The sequence below is a fragment of the Janthinobacterium sp. TB1-E2 genome, from assembly GCF_036885605.1.
In the GTDB taxonomy this organism is placed as follows: domain Bacteria; phylum Pseudomonadota; class Gammaproteobacteria; order Burkholderiales; family Burkholderiaceae_D; genus Janthinobacterium; species Janthinobacterium aestuarii.
Genome location: NZ_CP142523.1, coordinates 1262523 through 1279288 on the forward strand (window position 1 = coordinate 1262523; position 16766 = coordinate 1279288).

Genomic DNA, 16766 nt, shown 5'->3' on the forward strand with positions numbered 1-16766 from the left:
GTTCCATTGAATTTGGATAAAGGGAACTATCGATGAAACATTTCAGAGTGTCATTTCTAGTGACATTTATCTGCCTGGGCATTTCCGCCTGGTGGGGTTACACGCACGGTGGCGTGCAGACGATGCTGGCGGCGCTCGGTATCGCGGTGATCCTGGGCGTGATGGAAGTCTCGCTGTCGTTCGACAACGCGGTGGTCAATGCTTCGGTGCTGAAGAACTGGGACAAGTTCTGGCAGGGCCTATTTCTGGGCGTCGGCATCATCATCGCCGTCTTCGGCATGCGTTTGCTGTTCCCGCTGGTCATCGTGGCGCAAGCGGCGGACCTGGGCTTGATGGAAGTCTGGAATCTGGCACTGAGCAATCCTGAACAGTACTCGATGCACCTGACGAATCACCATGCGGAAGTGGCGGCCTTCGGCGGCATCTTCCTGCTGCTGGTGTTCCTGAACTTCCTGCTGGACGATGAAAAAGAAACGCACTGGTTGGGCCGTATTGAAGAAAAACTGGGCGCGCTGGGCAAGGTATCATCGATTTCCGTGATGATCGCGCTGGGCACCCTGATGGCCAGCCTGTCGATGATCGAAGAAGGCCAGAAACTGGTGGTCCTGACGGCCGGCCTGTGGGGTATCCTGACCTACGTGGGTGTCGACGTGATCAGCGGCTTGCTGGAAGGCGATAACGGCGACGGCAACATGGGCGACATCGTCAAGCGCGGCGGTATTGGCGGCTTCCTGTATCTGGAAGTGCTCGACGCTTCGTTCAGCTTTGACGGCGTGATCGGCGCGTTTGCCATCACCAAGGATGTCGTGATCATCATGCTGGGCCTGGCTATCGGCGCGATGTTCGTGCGTTCGATGACGGTGTTCCTGGTGCGCAAGGGTACGCTCGACGAGTTTGTTTATCTGGAGCACGGCGCGCACTATGCGATCGGTATCCTGGCCGTGATCATGTTGGTCAGCATGAAGTTCCACATTCCCGAGATCTTCACGGGTCTGATCGGCGTGGCCTTCATTCTCGCCTCGCTGTGGTCGTCGATCCGTTACAAGCGACGCATGGCCTTGCTGGAAGGCACGGAAGATAAACAGCCTGAGCTGGAAGCAGCAGCCAAGGCGTAAGAGATACGCGGCAAACGCCACACCCGTTTGCCAGCGTGATGCAGCAAGCGCCGCCGCCGGCCTGGGGAGTCGGGCCGGTGGAGGGCGCCAGGTGTTTTGCAAGTTAATTATTCGCTGGACTTTTATTTCACATAGGAGAAATACATCATGGCAATCAGTCTGCAAAAAGGCGGCAACGTCAACCTGAGCAAAGAAGCTCCTGGCATCTCGAAGATGATCATCGGCCTGGGCTGGGATGCCCGCGCCACCGATGGCGCCGCGTTCGACATCGACGGTTCCGTATTCCTGTTGAAGGCGGACGGCAAGGTACGCGCCGACGTCGACATGATTTTCTACAACAACCTGAAATCGAGCGACGGTTCCGTCACCCACTCGGGCGACAACACCACGGGCGCTGGCGATGGCGATGATGAAACCGTCATGGTCGACCTGGCCACAGTGCCAGCCGAGATCGACAAGATCGCCGTCTGCGTCACGATTCACGATGCCGAAGCGCGCAAGCAAAACTTTGGTATGGTATCGAAGGCGTACGTGCGTTGCGTGAATGCCAACGGCAACACGGAAATCGCCCGCTTCGACCTGTCGGAAGACGGCTCGGCCGAAACGGCGATGGTCTTCGGCGAAATCTACCGCAATGGCGCCGATTGGAAATTCAAGGCCATCGGCCAGGGATATAAGGGCGGTCTGGGCCCACTGGCTGCCTCCTTTGGTGTCGGTGTTTAAGTTGTAAGCACTCAAGGCGGTCCGCAGTGTGGACCGCCCCCATCATTACTGAGTTGAGGAAGGAACAGGTATGCCAGTTTTCAATATTACCGGGGACGTCGACCCGTTCCTGCATGTGTCGCTTGCCAAGGGTGAGAAGATTTATTGCGAATCCAATGCGATGGTGATGATGGAAACCAATCTTGAGCTGAAAGGCAAGATGACTGGCGGCATAGGCGCCGCGCTGATGCGCACCTTTGCCAACGGGGAATCGTTCTTTCAGCAGCATATCGAAGCCATGCGGGGCGACGGCGACTGTCTGTTGTCGCCGACTCTGCCTGGCGCGATGCGGGTGCTCGAGGTTGGCGCCCAGCAATACATGATCAGCGACGGCGCCTTCGTGGCGGCCAGTTCTGGCGTGGAATTGAAGGTGCGCACGCAGAGCCTTGGCAATGCGCTGTTTGCCCAGAGCGGTGGTTTTTTCATTACCGAGACGGCAGGCAGCGGCCAGTTGGCGGTGTCCGGTTTTGGCGCGATGTCGATACTGGAAGTGACGCCTGGCAAAGACGTGGTGATCGATAACTCGCACGTCGTGTGCTGGGATAACCGCCTGCAATACGAAATTTCCATGACGACCGGCAGCAGCGGCGGCTTTCTGGGCAATTTGATCAATAGCCAGACCAGCGGCGAGGGCATGGTATTGAAGTTTTCAGGCACGGGAAAAATCCTCGTGTGCTCGCGCAACCGCGCGGCCTTCCTCGCCTGGACCCAAAGCAAGCCGGCGTAACTAATATTTGATGTAACCAAGCAAACAGGAGCTATGCGTATGTCTGTCAATTTGAGCAAAGGCCAGAAGATTTCTCTGGACAAAGAAGCTGGTACCACCCTGACCCGTATCACCATGGGCCTGGGCTGGGATGCGGCCAAGACCAAGGGTTTCCTCGGTTTCGGTTCGAAGACGGAAGCCGTCGACCTGGACGCGTCGTGCGTCATGTTCGATGAAAACAAGAGCACGTCCGACATCGTCTGGTTCCGCCAGCTGAAAAGCAAGGACGGCAGCATTGTCCACACGGGCGACAACCGTACGGGCGCGGGCGATGGCGACGACGAACAGATCAATGTCGATCTGTCGAAAGTGCCGGCACACGTGAAAAGCCTCGTTTTCACCGTCAACAGCTTTACTGGCCAGAATTTCTCGCAGGTGGAAAACGCCTATTGCCGCATCTTGAATGCCAGCAATAACCAGGAAGTCGCGCGTTTCAACCTGTCTGTGCAAGGTACCCACACGGCACAGATCATGGCCAAGCTGTACCGCCATAACGGCGAATGGAAGATGCACGCCATCGGCGAAAACGGCAACGGTCGCACGTTTGACGACCTGATGCCGCAGATAGCCGTGCATCTATAAGGAGCAGTACGCAGCGGGCGGGGGACGGACCGGATACCGGCCCTTGTCCGCTGCTCTATTTTGAAGGAGAGTATGTCGTGATGCGATTGCTGATAGCCTTGCTACTTCCGTGTCTCACGTTTTTCATGCTGGGGCGCCCGCTGGCCGGTGCCGCCGCCTTGATCTTGCAGTGCACTGTGATCGGCTGGGTGCCGGCGGCCCTGTGGGCCCTGTACACGGTGAACCAGCATAAATCGGAGCAGGAACTGGAAGGTGCGTTAAGCCGCAGCTACATGCGCAGGCGTAGTCGGTTGATCTAAATCAACCGGGCGCTTGGAATCCTTGCGCTAAAGCCCGCACGAGCGATCGTGCGGGCTTTTTCGTGCCCGCTCACTTCTTGCAGCGTATCGGCACGTTCACGGAATTGCCGTCCGAACTCAAGTTGCGGTACTGCAAATCTTCGCTTTCGATGGCAAAACGGGGCACGGCGTGCACATAGCGCTGCTTGCAGACGGTGTCGTCATTGATCAGCTGGCCCGCCAGCATGTAGTCGCACAGGGCGAAGCGCGATTCCTCGTCGTCGAGGATCAGCACGCGCGCCGCGCTGTACAGCGCCGATTGCAGCACTTCCGGGCTGCAATTTTCCGGGCCCGTCAGCTTCAGATGGGTTTTCGTCTGCGTGGCCAGGCGTTGCAGCTTGACGAGGGCGGCGCGCTCTTCCTTGCGGGCACCATCGACTTGCGCATCGCCGCTGGCCAGGCGCAGCGCCAGCGAGGCGATCTGGTCGATGGAAATATGCCAGGCAAAGCCTTCGAGCCGCGTGCGGATCTGGCCCGGCAGCGGATCGGCCGCGTCGACTTCGCAGCGGTACTGGCCCAAGTGGGGACGGCACAGTACGGGGATGGCAAAGGCCGAGGTCCGCTTGCCCTTGACGAATTTCTGGCTCAGGTCGCCAAAATTTTCATGCGTGATGGTATCGAAGCGCGCTTGCCCAAAGCCCATCTTGACGAGGTTTTCCTTGCGCTGGCGCGAAAACAGGGCGTCGACGGCATCGTAGATATTCTTGTTGAAGATGCGGTCCAGCGGCTGGCGCTCGTCCGACATCTTTTCGAATACGGCGCTGGAATTGGGCGCGTTGGCATCGATGGAAATGAGGATGAAGGGCTTGCTGTTCAAACGCGGCGGCACGACGGCCATGTCGTTGCCGTACAGCTGCGTCAAGGCCACGTCCCACAGGGTTTCCACGCCCAGGTTGTCGGCCGCGCCGCCATCGAACAGGTGCACGTACGACGGCGATTCGCGCGACTCGGAACCGAGCTCCGGCACGAAGGTGTTTTTCGGGCGGAAACGCTCGAAGGTGACGGAATCGAACACGCCGGGAAAGGCGGCCGAGGTGGCCACGGCCGTGGCCAGGCGGATATCCTGGATCGGCGAATGCAGGGTGCCGTAAAAATACTCATAGGAAAACACCACGCGCTTGCCGCCATCGGTGGCGTCCGTCGCGTTGGCCAGGAAGATGGGACCGTCGTGCGGCAAGTCCTCGTAGGTTTTCTTGTCGTACAGCACATCGTCAAACACGTCGGACAGGAACGAGGTACGCGTCTTGTTCGTCAACAACATCGTCGTCAGGTTGGCCGGTTTCAGAATGGTCTGGCCGAAGAAATCCGTTTTCAGCTTGCTGCGCAGCAAGGGCCAGTCCGTCTGCTTGCCATGCAGCGCATAGTAGCCGCCCGCGATGGCGCCGCCCGACACGCCGGAGATGGCCGAGGCACCGCTGACGAGGCCGAACTGTTCCAGTTGCTCCAGCGAGGCGGCCGAGAAATTGGCCGCGCGGCTGCCTCCGCCGGACAGGGCGATGCCGATGAAGTGGTCGTTGGGCATGGGGTTCTGGATGCGCGCCTTGGGCGCGTCGATGCGCAGGCGCGGGGTTTCCTGCACGGTGAACGTGCGGTTTTCGACGCCGCTGTTGGGGCGCAGGGCGAGTACCGTGCAGCCGCTCAGCAGCGCAACGAGGATACATGGTGCAAACAGGCGTGGATTCATGCGTGATCTGTGCGTAGTCATTGGTTGGGATACGGACGGAAATCGTGTGCGATTCTAGCAAACTTGTCTGTGCCTGTATCTATCCTTGCAACTGGTACGCGAGGAGGGCGGCGTTGTAGCCTGCATGCACCAGCATGGGCGCCAGCAGCGAGCCGCTGCGCTCGTATGCGATGCCCGCGCACAGGCCCAGCGCGAAGGCGGGCAGCATGGCGGCCGGTGGATGCACGATGGCAAACAGGGCGGCGGCGACAGTGATCGCCTGCCAGGCCGGCAGCGAGCGGCGCAAGCCGCCCTGCAGCAAACCACGGAAGATGAATTCCTCGCACAGGGGCGCGGCCAGCACGCCCAGGGCCAGCAGCCACAGCCCGTTGCCATTGATATGCATCAATGGTGACGATGCTGGCGGCAACAGGGCCGCGTAGCCGATGCCGAACAGCGCCGCGGCACAGGCGCCGGCGACTCCCCAGCGCCACGGCTGGCGGCCCTGTGCGATGCGCGGCACGCCGGCCGTCCTGCTGCGCCAGTAGACCAGGCGCACCAGCGCGTACGTGAGCGCGCCGGCGCCGCCGAAGGCGATGGCCACTTGCGCCAGCGGCTCGGCCACCTTGCCCTTAAGCAGGAGCAAGGCCAGGGTTTGCAGGGTGAAGAACAGCATGGCGGCGATCAGGCCGTCCGACGCGGAAACTCTGGCTGGCGGCGAGGCGGCCGGATCGAGCAGGTAGGGTATTTCATCGCGCGCTTTTTGCCACAGGGCCACAGCCAGTGCCGCCGTCAGCACGACGAAGGCCAGCTGCTGCGCCAGGCTGCCGGCCGCCAGCGCGGTGATGTACAGGCCGGTCAGCAGCAGGTACAGATACGTGCAGGCAGGCCGTATTTTTGACGTCGCCTCGGTCGCCAGAGGATCGCTGGCAAACACGCCCAGCGCCACGGCGATCAGCGAATACAGGGGGATGCCGGCCAGCGCCAGCAGCATCAAACCCGCCATTTCCCAGCGCCAGGCGTCTTGCCATGCCAGCGCCGCGCCGAACAGTATCAATGGATACAGCAGGGCCAGCGCGGCCCACAGCTGTGCCTTTTGCCGCAGTGCCTGTTCGACGGAAACGGGAAACGTGTACAGCAGCCACAGCGCGCCGCCTTCCTTGTTGAGGGTCTGGAAGGCCGACATCATCAGCACATACGTGCCGAGGAAAAAGCCGGTGGAGGCCAGCAAGGCGGGGCTGGACAGCAATTCGTGCAGGTCGCGCGCCTGACCCGAGAATACGGCCTGACCGCCGAGGATCAGCAAGGGCAGCAGCAGGGTTTGCACGAGAAAATTGCGGTCGCGCAGCAGCAAGGTCAGTTCGCGGCGCTGGATCACCGTACCGATGCTGGCGTGCCACTTGCCTGTGGGCGGTGCCGCCGGGAACGGCTTGCGGCTGGCTTCGCGCTGGCCGGCGCCCACCACGCCGTGGCGCAGCTGGCGGCGCAGCAGCGCCATGCCCAGCAGCATCAGGCACAGGCATTGCGCCAGCAGCAGGGCGGCCGGCAGCGCTGCCGCCGCACCCTTGGCATTGAGCAAACTCACCAGCAGGCCCGGTGGCGTCCAGGCGCTCCAGGCGGGCATGGCCGCCGCCCACGCGTGGGCAAAGCCGCCCGTGCCCATGCCGAACGACATGCCCATATACATGGGAAACAGGCCGGCAACCGACAGCAGCGCCTGCAGGTTGCCCAGCTGCGCGGGGCTGAGCGACAGGCGCAAGCCCGTGTCGACCAGGGTACGCAGCATGGCCGCCAGGGCCAGCAGGAGCAGGCAGGCAAGGAGACCCGACAGCGGCGAAAACCAGCCCTGGCCCGAATACCAGGCGATCATGGTGGTGCACGGCCACAGCACCAGCAGGCCGAGCGGGTTGACCAGCGTGCGTTCGAGCACGCGCGCCCATAGCAAATTGCTTTTCTCGACGGGCAGGGTGACCAGCCATTCCAGGTACCAGTCCGGCTTCGACAGTTCTCCCATGCCCAGCGGCAGCAGAACGCTGACCAGCCACAGCAGGGCCAATTGCAGGGTCAGGGCGCCCGCCAGCGCCGTACTGAAGGGTTGCTCGATCAAGTGGGCGATGACGGGCGCCAGCACGCGCTCGCCCGCGTTCATGCTGCCCTTGGCCTGGCAAACGGCCACTTGGTCGAGCAGGCAATGCATGTTCAGCAGGTTGTGGCGGGCGATATTGCCGGAGGAAAACAGCATGGGCAAGAGCAGCAGCGCGCCCAGCAGCCAGCGTCCCCGTTTCTTGCCTGGCGTGGCGGGCCGGCTCTTGCCCCCCCGATTGAACGCCAAGCCCCGGCCGCTGACGTTGAGCAGGAGCTGCAGGCGCAAGCGGGTCAGCAGCCAGACGGCGCGCCAGGCGCCTGGTGGTGCGGGCATCACGCGGTGGCCGTTTCGTCGGTGAGCTGTAAAAAGAGGTCTTCCAGGCTGCCGTCGCTGGACAGCTGCCGGCGGATATCGTCCAGGCTGCCCGTGGCGACCAGGGCGCCCCGGTGGATGATGGCAACGCGGCTGCACAGTTTTTGCGCCATATCGAGCAAATGCGTGGAAACGAAGATGGTGGTGCCGGCCGCGGCGATGCGCAGCAAGCGTTCCTGCACGTCGCGCGAAGCACGCGGGTCGAGGCCGTTGATCGGTTCGTCGAGGATCAGCACGGCCGGATCGTGTATCAGCGCACAAGCCAGGCCCAGTTTCTTTTTCATGCCCAGCGAGTAATTGACGGCGAAATCCTCGCTCGCTTCATCGAGGCCGAATTCCGCCAGCAGACGCGCGGCGCGGGCGGCCGCTTCCATGCGTGAAAAACCATGCATTTCGGCCACGAATTGCAGGATTTCACGGCCCCGCAAATAGTCGTAAAAGATGGGATTGTCGGGCAAATAGCCGACCTTGCGCTTGACGGCGGCGCCGTCGCGGTGGCAGTCGAGACCGTCAACCAGCACGCGCCCGCTGCTGGGCACGAGGATGCCCATCAGCATGCGGATGGTGGTGGTCTTGCCCGCCCCGTTCGGGCCCAGGAAGCCGAAGACTTCTCCTTTGCCCACTTGCAAGGTCAGCGGCTTGACGGCTTCGAAGCTGCCGTACTGTTTGGCCAGGCCCTGGAATGTGATCATCGTCTGTCCCTCAGCAAGCGCCGAAGGCGGCCAGCAGGCGCCGCTCGCCGGCCGGCGTGATGCGCAGGGCGCGGCTGTCGAGTTCGCGCTCGGCCCAGCGCTGGCGCAGGGCCAGTTGCAGCAGGGCGGCTCCCAGCGCGCCGCCCAGGTGGGCACGCCGTTCGCTCCAGTCCAGGCAGGCGCAGGCGAAGCGGCGGCGCTGCTGGAGCAATTGCTGCACGTCGATGCCCAGGGCCGCCATGCCGGCCGCGCCCGCTTCCGACAGACGATATTCTCCGCCGTCGTCCAGCAGCCAGCCCTGCGCGTGCAACTGGTCGTGCAGGGCGACGGCGACGGTGCCGGCCATGTGGTCGTAGCAGGTGCGCGCATGGCGCAAGCGGTCCGGTGTCGAAGGGGTAAACGGCGTTGCCGGCACGCCGGCCACCACCAGCAGCGCTTCGAGGGCTTGGCCCACTTCCGCGCTGGCCAGGCGGTAATAGCGGTGCTTGCCCTGCGCCACCATTGACAGCAAGCCATCGTCGCGCAAGCGGGTCAGATGGGCGCTGGCCGTCGAGGCGCCCACTTCGGCCAGCGTCGACAATTCCGTGGCCGTGCGCGCATGGCCATCGAGCAGGCTGCACAGCATGCGCGCGCGGGCCGGTTCGGCGATGGCGCCGGCCAGTTGCGCCAGGCCCATGTCGGCCGAGGGAAGTTTGTCATCCATGATTCGTTCGCTGGCGAAGTGTTGTGGTGGAAGGACCAGCATACTCGTGTCCCCACCTCACTGCAATGGAATGCGCATGCATCTCGCCGATCCCGCCGACCCTTTTTCCGCCGTCACCCATGCGGCGCCGTATGACTACTATCGCCGCCTGGCGGACGGCCCGCCGCTGCGTTTCGATGCGGCACTCGATTGCTGGCTGGCGACGGGCGCGGCCGGCGTGCAGGCCGTGCTCGAGCATCCCGCTTGCCGCGTGCGCCCGCCGGGCTTGGGCGTGCCGCAGAATCTGGCAGGCACGCCGTGCGGTGCGATTTTTGCCGAACTGGTGCGCATGAACGATGGCGAGCGGCATGCCGTGCCGAAACAGGTGCTGGCGCGCGCCTTGGCCCAGGTGGACCTGGCGCGGCTGCAGCGGCAGGTCGCACATCTCGCTGGTGACCGCGTTCCCGCCAGCGCCGCCCAGCTGAACGAGGCGATTTTTCAACTGCCGCTGTTCGTCATGGCCCACTTGCTGGGCTTTGCGCCAGCGCAATGGCCGGCGCTGGCCGCCTGGACGCGCGATTTTGTTGCTTGCCTGTCGCCGCTGAGCAATGGTGAACAACTGGCTGGCGCGCAGGAGGCTGCCGATTCCCTGCTGCAAGGTTTGGGCCACTTGCTGCGCGAGGGCAACGCGAGGCCGGGCAGCCTGCTGGCCAGTATCGCGACAGAGACCGATGCCATGGGGAGCGGCCTGCTGGCCAACCTCGTGGGCTTGCTGTCGCAGACGTGCGACGCCACGGCCGGCTTGCTGGGCAATGCCATCGTTGCCTTGCACGCGCAGCCGGAGTTGCTGGCGCAACTGCGCGCGTCGCCTGAGCGCTGGCCGGCCATGCTGCGCGAAGTCAGCCGGCATGATCCCTCGATCCATAACACGCGCCGCTACACGGTGGACGTTGTGGAATGCGATGGCGTGCGCGTGCCTGCGGGGCAGATGATCGTCGTCGTGCTGGCCAGCGCCGGCCATGCGGAGTCGGGCTTTGGCCATGGCCGCCACGTCTGTCCGGGCCAGTCCATCGCGCACGCCATCGCCGCAGCTTGTTTGCAAGCGTGGGCCGACAGGCTGGAAGACTTGCCGCTGACATGGTCATACCTGCCGTCGCTGAATGCCCGCATCCCTGTTTTCAGCATGGGAGAAATAGCATGATTGCCGTGATTTTTGAAGTGTGGCCTAGCGCCGAAGGGCGCCAGCAGTATCTGGACCTGGCCGCTGCGCTGCGGCCCTTGCTTGATGAAGTCGATGGTTTCATTTCCATCGAGCGCTTCAGCAGCCTCAGCGATCCAGGCAAATTGCTATCGCTGTCATTCTTTCGCGACGAGGCGGCGTTGGCGCAGTGGCGGCAGCTGGAAGCGCATCGCGCGGCGCAAGCGGCTGGCCGGCAGGGCGTATTTGACGATTACCGGCTGCGCATCGCCGCCGTCGTGCGCGATTACGGCATGCTGGAGCGGCAACAGGCGCCGACCGACAGCCGCCAGCGCCACGATGCCTAGCGCTTAGCGGGGCAGGGCGCCCTGCGTGATCTTGACCTTGACCCGGTAGGTGGGCTCGGCTGTGTTAAGTGCGGGCGGCGTGGCCGGGTCGACGTCGAGCAAGGTAAACGTCAGGTGGTTGACGGTGATGGAACTGGAAGCGCCGGGCATGGAATCGGACAGGACGATGTCCGTGGCGCCCGCGCTGTTGAGCAAGCTGAAACTGTAGCTGACGTAGCCTTTCCATACGCACACAGCGCCTTTGCGGCAGCGGCTGTCGTTGACGCGCTCGAGTTTCAGGGTATCGGTGGCCGTGATGGCGACCTGTTCGCCCGGCGACAGCACGTGGGTGACGCTGCGCGGCGTGTTTTCCGCGTCGCCAGCGCTGCCGGCCGCGCCGCAGCCGGCCAGTACGGCCAGGCAGGCGAAGAACAGGGGAAGCAGCATGGTGCGGCAAGAGCGGGTCAGAGAATGCATGTTTTTCCTTTCAGGTAGAGCGTCCCGGGCGTGCCTGTGCACGCGTGGGATAAAATGATAGTAACAAAATGATATTTTTCTGGCGCACTATTGACGTGCTGCCGATGAATTCACGCGCCAGCCACGCGGCGCGCCGATTACTGCGTAAAATGGCTGTTTTGAAAATCAGGAAACAACCATGAAAAAAACCGACCTGGCCAAAAGCGATGCCAAGAAACTGATGGGAAAGATGAATGTTCCCGGCGCCGGTGCATTCGGTAAGGAAGCGGTGGTCGTCGACCGCCGCGAGCAGCGCAAGCGCGACCAGGCCCTGGGTCTGGTGCCATTCGCCGTCAAGCTGAACAGCGATCTGGTCTTGCAATTGCAGACCCTGGCCAAGGAGCGCGGCGCGGATCTGAATGAATTGGTCGCCGAAATCCTCGTCAAGGGCTTGGCCGCAGCTTAATGGGCTGCCATGTTTATCTGTTGATAAACATCAACTTGTAAAACTAAAAGGCGCCTTGCGGCGCCTTTTGCATTGCGGCATTGCTTGCGATTACACCCAGGCGGCCAAGGCGCCCTTCATTTTTTTCAGCGCCGCCACTTCGATCTGGCGGATGCGTTCGGCCGATACGCCGAACTCTTCTGCCAGCGCGTGCAGGGTGGCACCCGAGCCGTCGTCGTTGGCCAGCCAGCGCGCTTCGATGATACGGCGCGAGCGGGCGTCCAGCTTGCTCAAGGCCGTTTCCAGGCCTTCCGATTGCAAACGCGTCACTTGTTCCGCTTCCAGCACCTTGGTCGGCTCGCTTTGCTCCGACGACAGGTAGGCGATCGGCGAAAACTTGTCGTCTTCATCGTCGGTCGGCGATTCCAGTGCAATGTCGCGGCCGCTCAAGCGCGTTTCCATCTCGATCACTTCTTCGCGCTTCACGTCGAGCAGCTTGGCCAGCGCATCGATCTGCTTCGGCGTCATCGCGTCCAGGCCCGTCTTGTGGCTGCGCAGGTTGAAGAACAGCTTGCGCTGTGCCTTCGTCGTCGCGACCTTGACCAGGCGCCAGTTTTTCAGGATGTACTCATGCATCTCGGCTTTCACCCAATGCATGGCGTACGACACCAGGCGCACGCCTTGGTCCGGATCGAAACGTTTCACGGCTTTCATCAAGCCGATGTTGCCTTCCTGAATCAGGTCGGCATGCGGCAAGCCATAGCCCAGATAGCCGCGGGCAATCGAGACCACCAGGCGCAGGTGCGACAGCACCAGCTCTTGCGCGGCGGCCAGGTCATTTTTTTCGCGCAGGCGTTTCGCCAGCGAAATTTCTTCGTCGTGGGTCAACATGGGCAGGCGGTTCACGGCCGAAATATAGGCGTCGATATTGCCCAGATTGCCAGTGAAACCGAGGCCCAGCGCATTACTTTTGGTCGGAACCAATGCGGACGTTGCGGACATCATAGTCATGTTTTCTCCCTCGTAGTCTTGCTTTGTTCCAGTTGGCCACGTCACGCGACGTGGTCCTGTTGTCTGTTCGTTTTTGCGTATTCGGTCTTGCACTTTGCAGAGCGCGGCACCATCTTCATCTGGCGTCCATGGCGCTTCTGCCTTTGGTATGTCCCTATATTAGCACTCTCTGCGTGAGAGTGCCAATCAGCACATTTAATCGTCCTGATAGCCTAAATACTATGGCGGATTAATGCTTGATATATATCTCTGAACAGCGATTTGACCACGTAGCTAGTCTACGGCCTCTGGCTGAAGCGAGCCTTAAGAATACTTGCTTAATATCAAGATAACAGCAGTATGGGAGACGCATGGCGGCACCGAAGGCGCCGCCATGGAAGGGATGGTCAGTTCAGGCGCGCCAGGTGGCGCTGTACGCAGAGGAAGGCGCCGATCAGGCCCAGGCCGGCGCTGACGGCCAGCAGGCCCGCCATCGGCAGCGGCGCCAGCGGCACCAGCTGGAATTCGGACGCATACAGGCGGGCAAATTCGGCAATCGCGGTATTGAGCGGTTGCAAGGCCAGCGCCACGGCGCCCAGGGCCAGCGCGCCGGCGCACAGGCCCAGCAGAGCACCCGTGTAATAGAAGGGGCGATGGATGAAGGTGTCCGTCGCGCCGATCAGTTTCGAGATGCTGATTTCATCGCGCTGCTGCATCACTTGCAGGCGGATGGTATTGAAGACCACGGCGATCACGGCCACGCCCAGGGTGATGGCCAGCAGCAGCAGCACCAGGCGCAGCACGCCCAGCAGGGCCGCCAGGCGCTTGACCCAGGCCGAATCGACTTGCGCCGATTCCACGCCGGGCAAGTGGCGCAGCTGTTCCGCCACCGCATCGACGTCCTGCGCTTCGCTGGCGCTGCTGAAGGCGTCGAGTTTCAGCACATAGCTGTCGGGCAAGGGATTGTCGCCCAAGGTGCTCAGTACATCGGCCAGGCCATTCTTGTTTTTCAGGGTGTCGAGCGCCTGTTCGCGCGGGATGAAGACGATCTTTGCCTTTTGCTCGCCCACGATCTTGCGCATGGAACTGGCCAGGGCCACGGCTTGTTCGCGCGGCGTGTCGATCTTCAGGAAGACGCTGATTTCCGGATCGACCGACATCTGTTCCGACATCGGGCGCACATTGTCGAGCATGGTCAAGCCGGCGAACGGCAGCGACAGGGCAATGGCGACGACGACGACGTTCAACAGAAAGCCGCCTGGCGACTTGCGTAAATGAATCAGCGCCGAGCCCAGCGCGAAGCGGTGTTGACGGAACCAGCCTCTCATGGCTGTTCTCCCTGCGCGTCGTCCAAGCCGGGGGACGGTGCAAAATCGGGATCGGGCGGCGCGAAGACGGGCGCTTGCGTGGCCTTGTCGATGGCCACCAGCTGGCCGTTTTTCAGGTGGATCACGCGGGCGGCGGCGTCGAGCATCTGTTCGTCATGGCTGGAAATGAGGCAGGTCACGCCCACCGAGTGGAAGGCTTTCAGGGCGTCGAGCACCTTGTTGGCGCTGGCGCGGTCCAGGTTGGCCGTCGGTTCGTCGGCCAGGATGATCTGCGGCCGGTTGACGATGGCGCGCGCGATCGACACGCGCTGCTGCTCGCCGCCCGACAGCGACAGCGGCCGCGCCATGGCGCGGTCCAGCAATCCCACCTTGTCGAGCGCGGCGCGCGCGCGCTGCTCGGCGGCCGCCTTGTGGGCGCCCACGACGAGCAGCGGCAGCATGACGTTGGCCAGGATGGAGCGGTCGTTCAATAACTTTTGCTGCTGGAAGATCAGGCCCATGTTGCGGCGCAGGAAGGGCACGCCGGCCGGCTTGATCTTTGCCATGTCCTGGCCATTGACGATCAGCTTGCCCGACGTGGGGCGTTCCATGGCGGCGATCATTTTCAGCAAGGTGGATTTGCCGGCGCCGGACGGGCCGGCCAGAAACACCAGCTCGCCCTTGGCAATACTGAGCGAAATGTCGCTGAGCGCCACGGCATCGGGGGAGTATTGCTTGGAGACGTGCTGAAATTCAATCATGTAGGTAGGCTTATCCGAGCAGCGCTTCGACAAATTCGGCAGCCACGAACGGCTGCAAGTCTTCAATTTTCTCACCGATGCCGATGAAGTACACGGGCACGGGACGCACGCGGGCTATCGCCGCCAGCACGCCGCCCTTGGCGGTGCCGTCCAGCTTGGTGATCACCAGGCCGCTTAACTGCAGGGCATCGTCGAACGCCTTCACTTGCGTGAGGGCGTTCTGGCCTGTGTTGCCGTCGATGACGAGCAGGGTTTCATGCGGCGCGCCATCCATGCCCTTGCCGATCACGCGCTTGATTTTCTTCAATTCTTCCATCAGGTGCAACTGCGTGGGCAAGCGGCCCGCCGTGTCGACCATCACCACGTCGATGCCGCGCGCTTTCGCCGATTGCACGGAGTCGTAGGCCACGGCGGCCGGGTCGCCCGATTCCTGCGAAATCACGGTAACGTTGTTGCGCTCGCCCCAGACCATCAGCTGTTCGCGCGCGGCGGCGCGGAAGGTGTCGCCCGCAGCCAGCAGCACGGACTGGTTGTTCGACTGCATGTGCTTGGCGAGCTTGCCGATGGTGGTGGTCTTGCCGGCGCCATTCACGCCGGAAATCATCATCACGAGCGGCTTGTGGCGGCCCAGCTCGAAGCGCTTTTCCAGTGGCGAGAGCAGGTCGATCAGCAGCACTTTCAGCGCGGCCTTGACGGCGGCGGCATCGAGCAGCTTGTCTTCCTTGACCTTTTTCTTCAATTCCGTGAGCAGGAATTCCGTGGCGTCGATGCCCGCGTCGGACATCAGCAGGGCCGCTTCCAGCTCTTCGTACAGGGCGTCGTCGATCTTCGCGCCGACGAACAGCACGGACAAGGTGTTCGAGGTTTTCGACAAGCCGGCCTTCAGGCGCGTCATCCACGATTTTTTCTCGGGTTCGGCGGCCACGATCACGGGCACGAGCTCGGCCGGCGCGCCGCTCAGCGGTTCAGCGGACGGGGCTGCTGCTGGCGCGGCAGGCGGCGTGGCGGCGGGAAGGACGAGAGGCTCGGCTGGCGCAGCCTCGGGAGCGATGGGTTTTTTCTTGAAGAAACTAAACATGGATGTGTGGTGGCGGGTGCTGACCTAAGGCCCGGCGGCGCCGGACACTGTTGATCCGGCTATTCTACCAGAGCGCGCCCGGCCCTTCATGCTTTACTGTTCGATTGGCAACATTGCGCGGCTATCCACGGAGATCGCCGCAGTTGCCGCGCTTTCCAGCCGGTTCAGTGGGTTTGCAGGGCGAGCGCCTGATGGCGGCGGCGCCAGTCGGCGATGCTTTCGTCGACTTGCCGCAAGTCCAGCACATGCAAAAACGGTGGCGGCTGCTTGTACAGCACGGGACTACGTCCGCCGGCCCACAATTCCATCTCTGGCGGCAAGCTTGCATGCAGCTGCTGCAGGCTGTCGCGCGTCTGCCGTTGCTTGCTGGCGCTGGAAAACGACAGCGCGACGATGTCGGCCCGCTGCGCGCGGGCGGCCGCGACGATGTCCGTCAGCGGCGTTTCCACGCCCAGCGACATGCAATGGGCGCCGGCCGCCGCGCACAGCGCCTCGGCCATCAGCAGCCCCAGGCCATGACGCTCCTGCGGCAAGGTGCTGAGGACGATGCGCGGCGTGCGCGTGGACGGGCTGCTTGCTTGCGGCAGGGAAAAGATGGCGTGGCGCATCACCGTTTGCAAGGTTTCGCTATACAGATGCTCTTCATATACGGCCAGGTCGCCGCAAGCCCACGCTTCGCCCACCATGCCCGTGAGGGGGGCGATGACGTCGATGGTGAACGCTTTCAAGCCCAGCACGGCCAGCGCCTGGCGCAGGGCGTCGCCCAGTTCCGCCATCTGGTGGCCACGGCACAGCGACAGGTAGTGTTCGAGCTGGGGTGCGGGCGTTGACGGCGCCGCACTGCCGGCGCTGGCCAGCTGCTGCAGTTGCACGGTGCTGTGTTGCATGATTTTTCCCGGACGAAATCCGAGGTCCAGCAGGCGCTTAACCATGCGCAGCTTCTGCACTTGCTCGGCCGGATAGCTGCGTTCGCCAAAAGCATCGCGCTGGGGCTGGGGAAAGGCGTAGCGGCGCTCCCACACACGCAAGGTTTCCTTGGCCAGCCCGGTATCGCGCTCGACATCGCTGATGCTGAAGGCGGAAGTAGGTTGCAGGTCAGTATCCATACCAGGGGGCTTGCTCGCATGCCAAAAGAACGTGGAGTGCA

General features: G+C 62.6%; 18 protein-coding genes. 8 read left to right on the forward strand and 10 right to left on the reverse strand.

Annotated elements, in window-relative coordinates:
* Nucleotides 1-32: 32 nt before the first annotated feature.
* From OPV09_RS05755 to OPV09_RS05775, 5 genes are all read left to right on the forward strand, one after another.
* A complete protein-coding gene (locus tag OPV09_RS05755; protein WP_034748969.1) occupies nt 33-1115 on the forward strand; it encodes a DUF475 domain-containing protein in 1083 nt (360 codons plus the stop codon).
* A 147-nt stretch (nt 1116-1262) separates the two neighbouring features.
* The gene (locus OPV09_RS05760) at nt 1263-1838 is read left to right on the forward strand and encodes a TerD family protein (RefSeq protein WP_034748966.1); all 576 of its coding nucleotides are present in this window, start codon (nt 1263-1265) and stop codon (nt 1836-1838) included.
* Nucleotides 1839-1908: 70 nt separating this feature from the next.
* Nucleotides 1909-2604: a TIGR00266 family protein gene (locus tag OPV09_RS05765; RefSeq protein ID WP_338680854.1), complete on the forward strand. Its 696-nt coding sequence runs from the start codon at nt 1909-1911 to the stop codon at nt 2602-2604.
* A 39-nt stretch (nt 2605-2643) separates the two neighbouring features.
* Entirely contained in the window at nt 2644-3225 is a 582-nt protein-coding gene (locus tag OPV09_RS05770; RefSeq protein WP_034748960.1) for a TerD family protein, read from the forward strand.
* An 80-nt stretch (nt 3226-3305) separates the two neighbouring features.
* Nucleotides 3306-3524 (forward strand): hypothetical protein, encoded by a 219-nt coding sequence (locus tag OPV09_RS05775; protein WP_034748958.1) that lies wholly within the window; start codon nt 3306-3308, stop codon nt 3522-3524.
* Nucleotides 3525-3594: 70 nt separating this feature from the next.
* On the opposite strand, the gene OPV09_RS05780 is transcribed toward OPV09_RS05775, so the two are convergent.
* The 4 genes from OPV09_RS05780 to OPV09_RS05795 all read right to left on the reverse strand — a co-directional run bounded on the left by OPV09_RS05780 (nt 3595) and on the right by OPV09_RS05795 (nt 9079).
* Complete coding sequence (locus OPV09_RS05780) at nt 3595-5247, reverse strand: patatin-like phospholipase family protein (RefSeq protein WP_034748955.1); 1653 nt, start codon at nt 5245-5247, stop codon at nt 3595-3597.
* 79 nt (nt 5248-5326) lie between these two features.
* On the reverse strand, nt 5327-7645 hold the full coding sequence (locus tag OPV09_RS05785; protein ID WP_338680855.1) for a type II CAAX endopeptidase family protein: 2319 nt from the start codon (nt 7643-7645) through the stop codon (nt 5327-5329).
* A complete protein-coding gene (locus tag OPV09_RS05790; protein WP_338680856.1) occupies nt 7645-8376 on the reverse strand; it encodes an ABC transporter ATP-binding protein in 732 nt (243 codons plus the stop codon). The genes OPV09_RS05785 and OPV09_RS05790 overlap by 1 nt, the downstream gene beginning before the upstream one ends.
* A gap of 10 nt (nt 8377-8386) precedes the next feature.
* The gene (locus tag OPV09_RS05795; RefSeq protein ID WP_338680857.1) at nt 8387-9079 is read right to left on the reverse strand and encodes a helix-turn-helix transcriptional regulator; all 693 of its coding nucleotides are present in this window, start codon (nt 9077-9079) and stop codon (nt 8387-8389) included.
* Nucleotides 9080-9155: 76 nt separating this feature from the next.
* On the opposite strand from OPV09_RS05795, the gene OPV09_RS05800 reads away from it, so the two are divergent.
* Together OPV09_RS05800 and OPV09_RS05805 are read left to right on the forward strand one after the other, a co-directional pair.
* A complete protein-coding gene (locus tag OPV09_RS05800; protein WP_338680858.1) occupies nt 9156-10259 on the forward strand; it encodes a cytochrome P450 in 1104 nt (367 codons plus the stop codon).
* Entirely contained in the window at nt 10256-10603 is a 348-nt protein-coding gene (locus OPV09_RS05805) for an antibiotic biosynthesis monooxygenase (protein WP_319993370.1), read from the forward strand. Before OPV09_RS05800 ends, OPV09_RS05805 begins: the two co-directional genes overlap by 4 nt.
* A gap of 3 nt (nt 10604-10606) precedes the next feature.
* Here OPV09_RS05805 and OPV09_RS05810 read toward each other — a convergent pair whose 3' ends face one another.
* On the reverse strand, nt 10607-11059 hold the full coding sequence (locus OPV09_RS05810; RefSeq protein WP_338680859.1) for a hypothetical protein: 453 nt from the start codon (nt 11057-11059) through the stop codon (nt 10607-10609).
* A 178-nt stretch (nt 11060-11237) separates the two neighbouring features.
* Here OPV09_RS05810 and OPV09_RS05815 point away from each other — a divergent pair, with 178 nt between their 5' ends.
* The gene (locus OPV09_RS05815) at nt 11238-11504 is read left to right on the forward strand and encodes a hypothetical protein (RefSeq protein WP_338680860.1); all 267 of its coding nucleotides are present in this window, start codon (nt 11238-11240) and stop codon (nt 11502-11504) included.
* Between the two features lie 90 nt (nt 11505-11594).
* On the opposite strand, the gene rpoH is transcribed toward OPV09_RS05815, so the two are convergent.
* The 5 genes from rpoH to OPV09_RS05840 all read right to left on the reverse strand — a co-directional run bounded on the left by rpoH (nt 11595) and on the right by OPV09_RS05840 (nt 16725).
* Entirely contained in the window at nt 11595-12488 is an 894-nt protein-coding gene (rpoH, locus tag OPV09_RS05820) for an RNA polymerase sigma factor RpoH (RefSeq protein WP_034748938.1), read from the reverse strand.
* Nucleotides 12489-12880: 392 nt separating this feature from the next.
* A complete protein-coding gene (gene ftsX, locus OPV09_RS05825) occupies nt 12881-13801 on the reverse strand; it encodes a permease-like cell division protein FtsX (protein ID WP_070305692.1) in 921 nt (306 codons plus the stop codon).
* Nucleotides 13798-14541 (reverse strand): cell division ATP-binding protein FtsE, encoded by a 744-nt coding sequence (locus tag OPV09_RS05830; RefSeq protein WP_338680861.1) that lies wholly within the window; start codon nt 14539-14541, stop codon nt 13798-13800. Before OPV09_RS05830 ends, ftsX begins: the two co-directional genes overlap by 4 nt.
* A gap of 10 nt (nt 14542-14551) precedes the next feature.
* On the reverse strand, nt 14552-15619 hold the full coding sequence (gene ftsY / locus OPV09_RS05835) for a signal recognition particle-docking protein FtsY (RefSeq protein WP_072456899.1): 1068 nt from the start codon (nt 15617-15619) through the stop codon (nt 14552-14554).
* Nucleotides 15620-15783: 164 nt separating this feature from the next.
* The gene (locus OPV09_RS05840) at nt 15784-16725 is read right to left on the reverse strand and encodes a MerR family transcriptional regulator (protein ID WP_034748932.1); all 942 of its coding nucleotides are present in this window, start codon (nt 16723-16725) and stop codon (nt 15784-15786) included.
* Between the last annotated feature and the right edge of the window lie 41 nt (nt 16726-16766).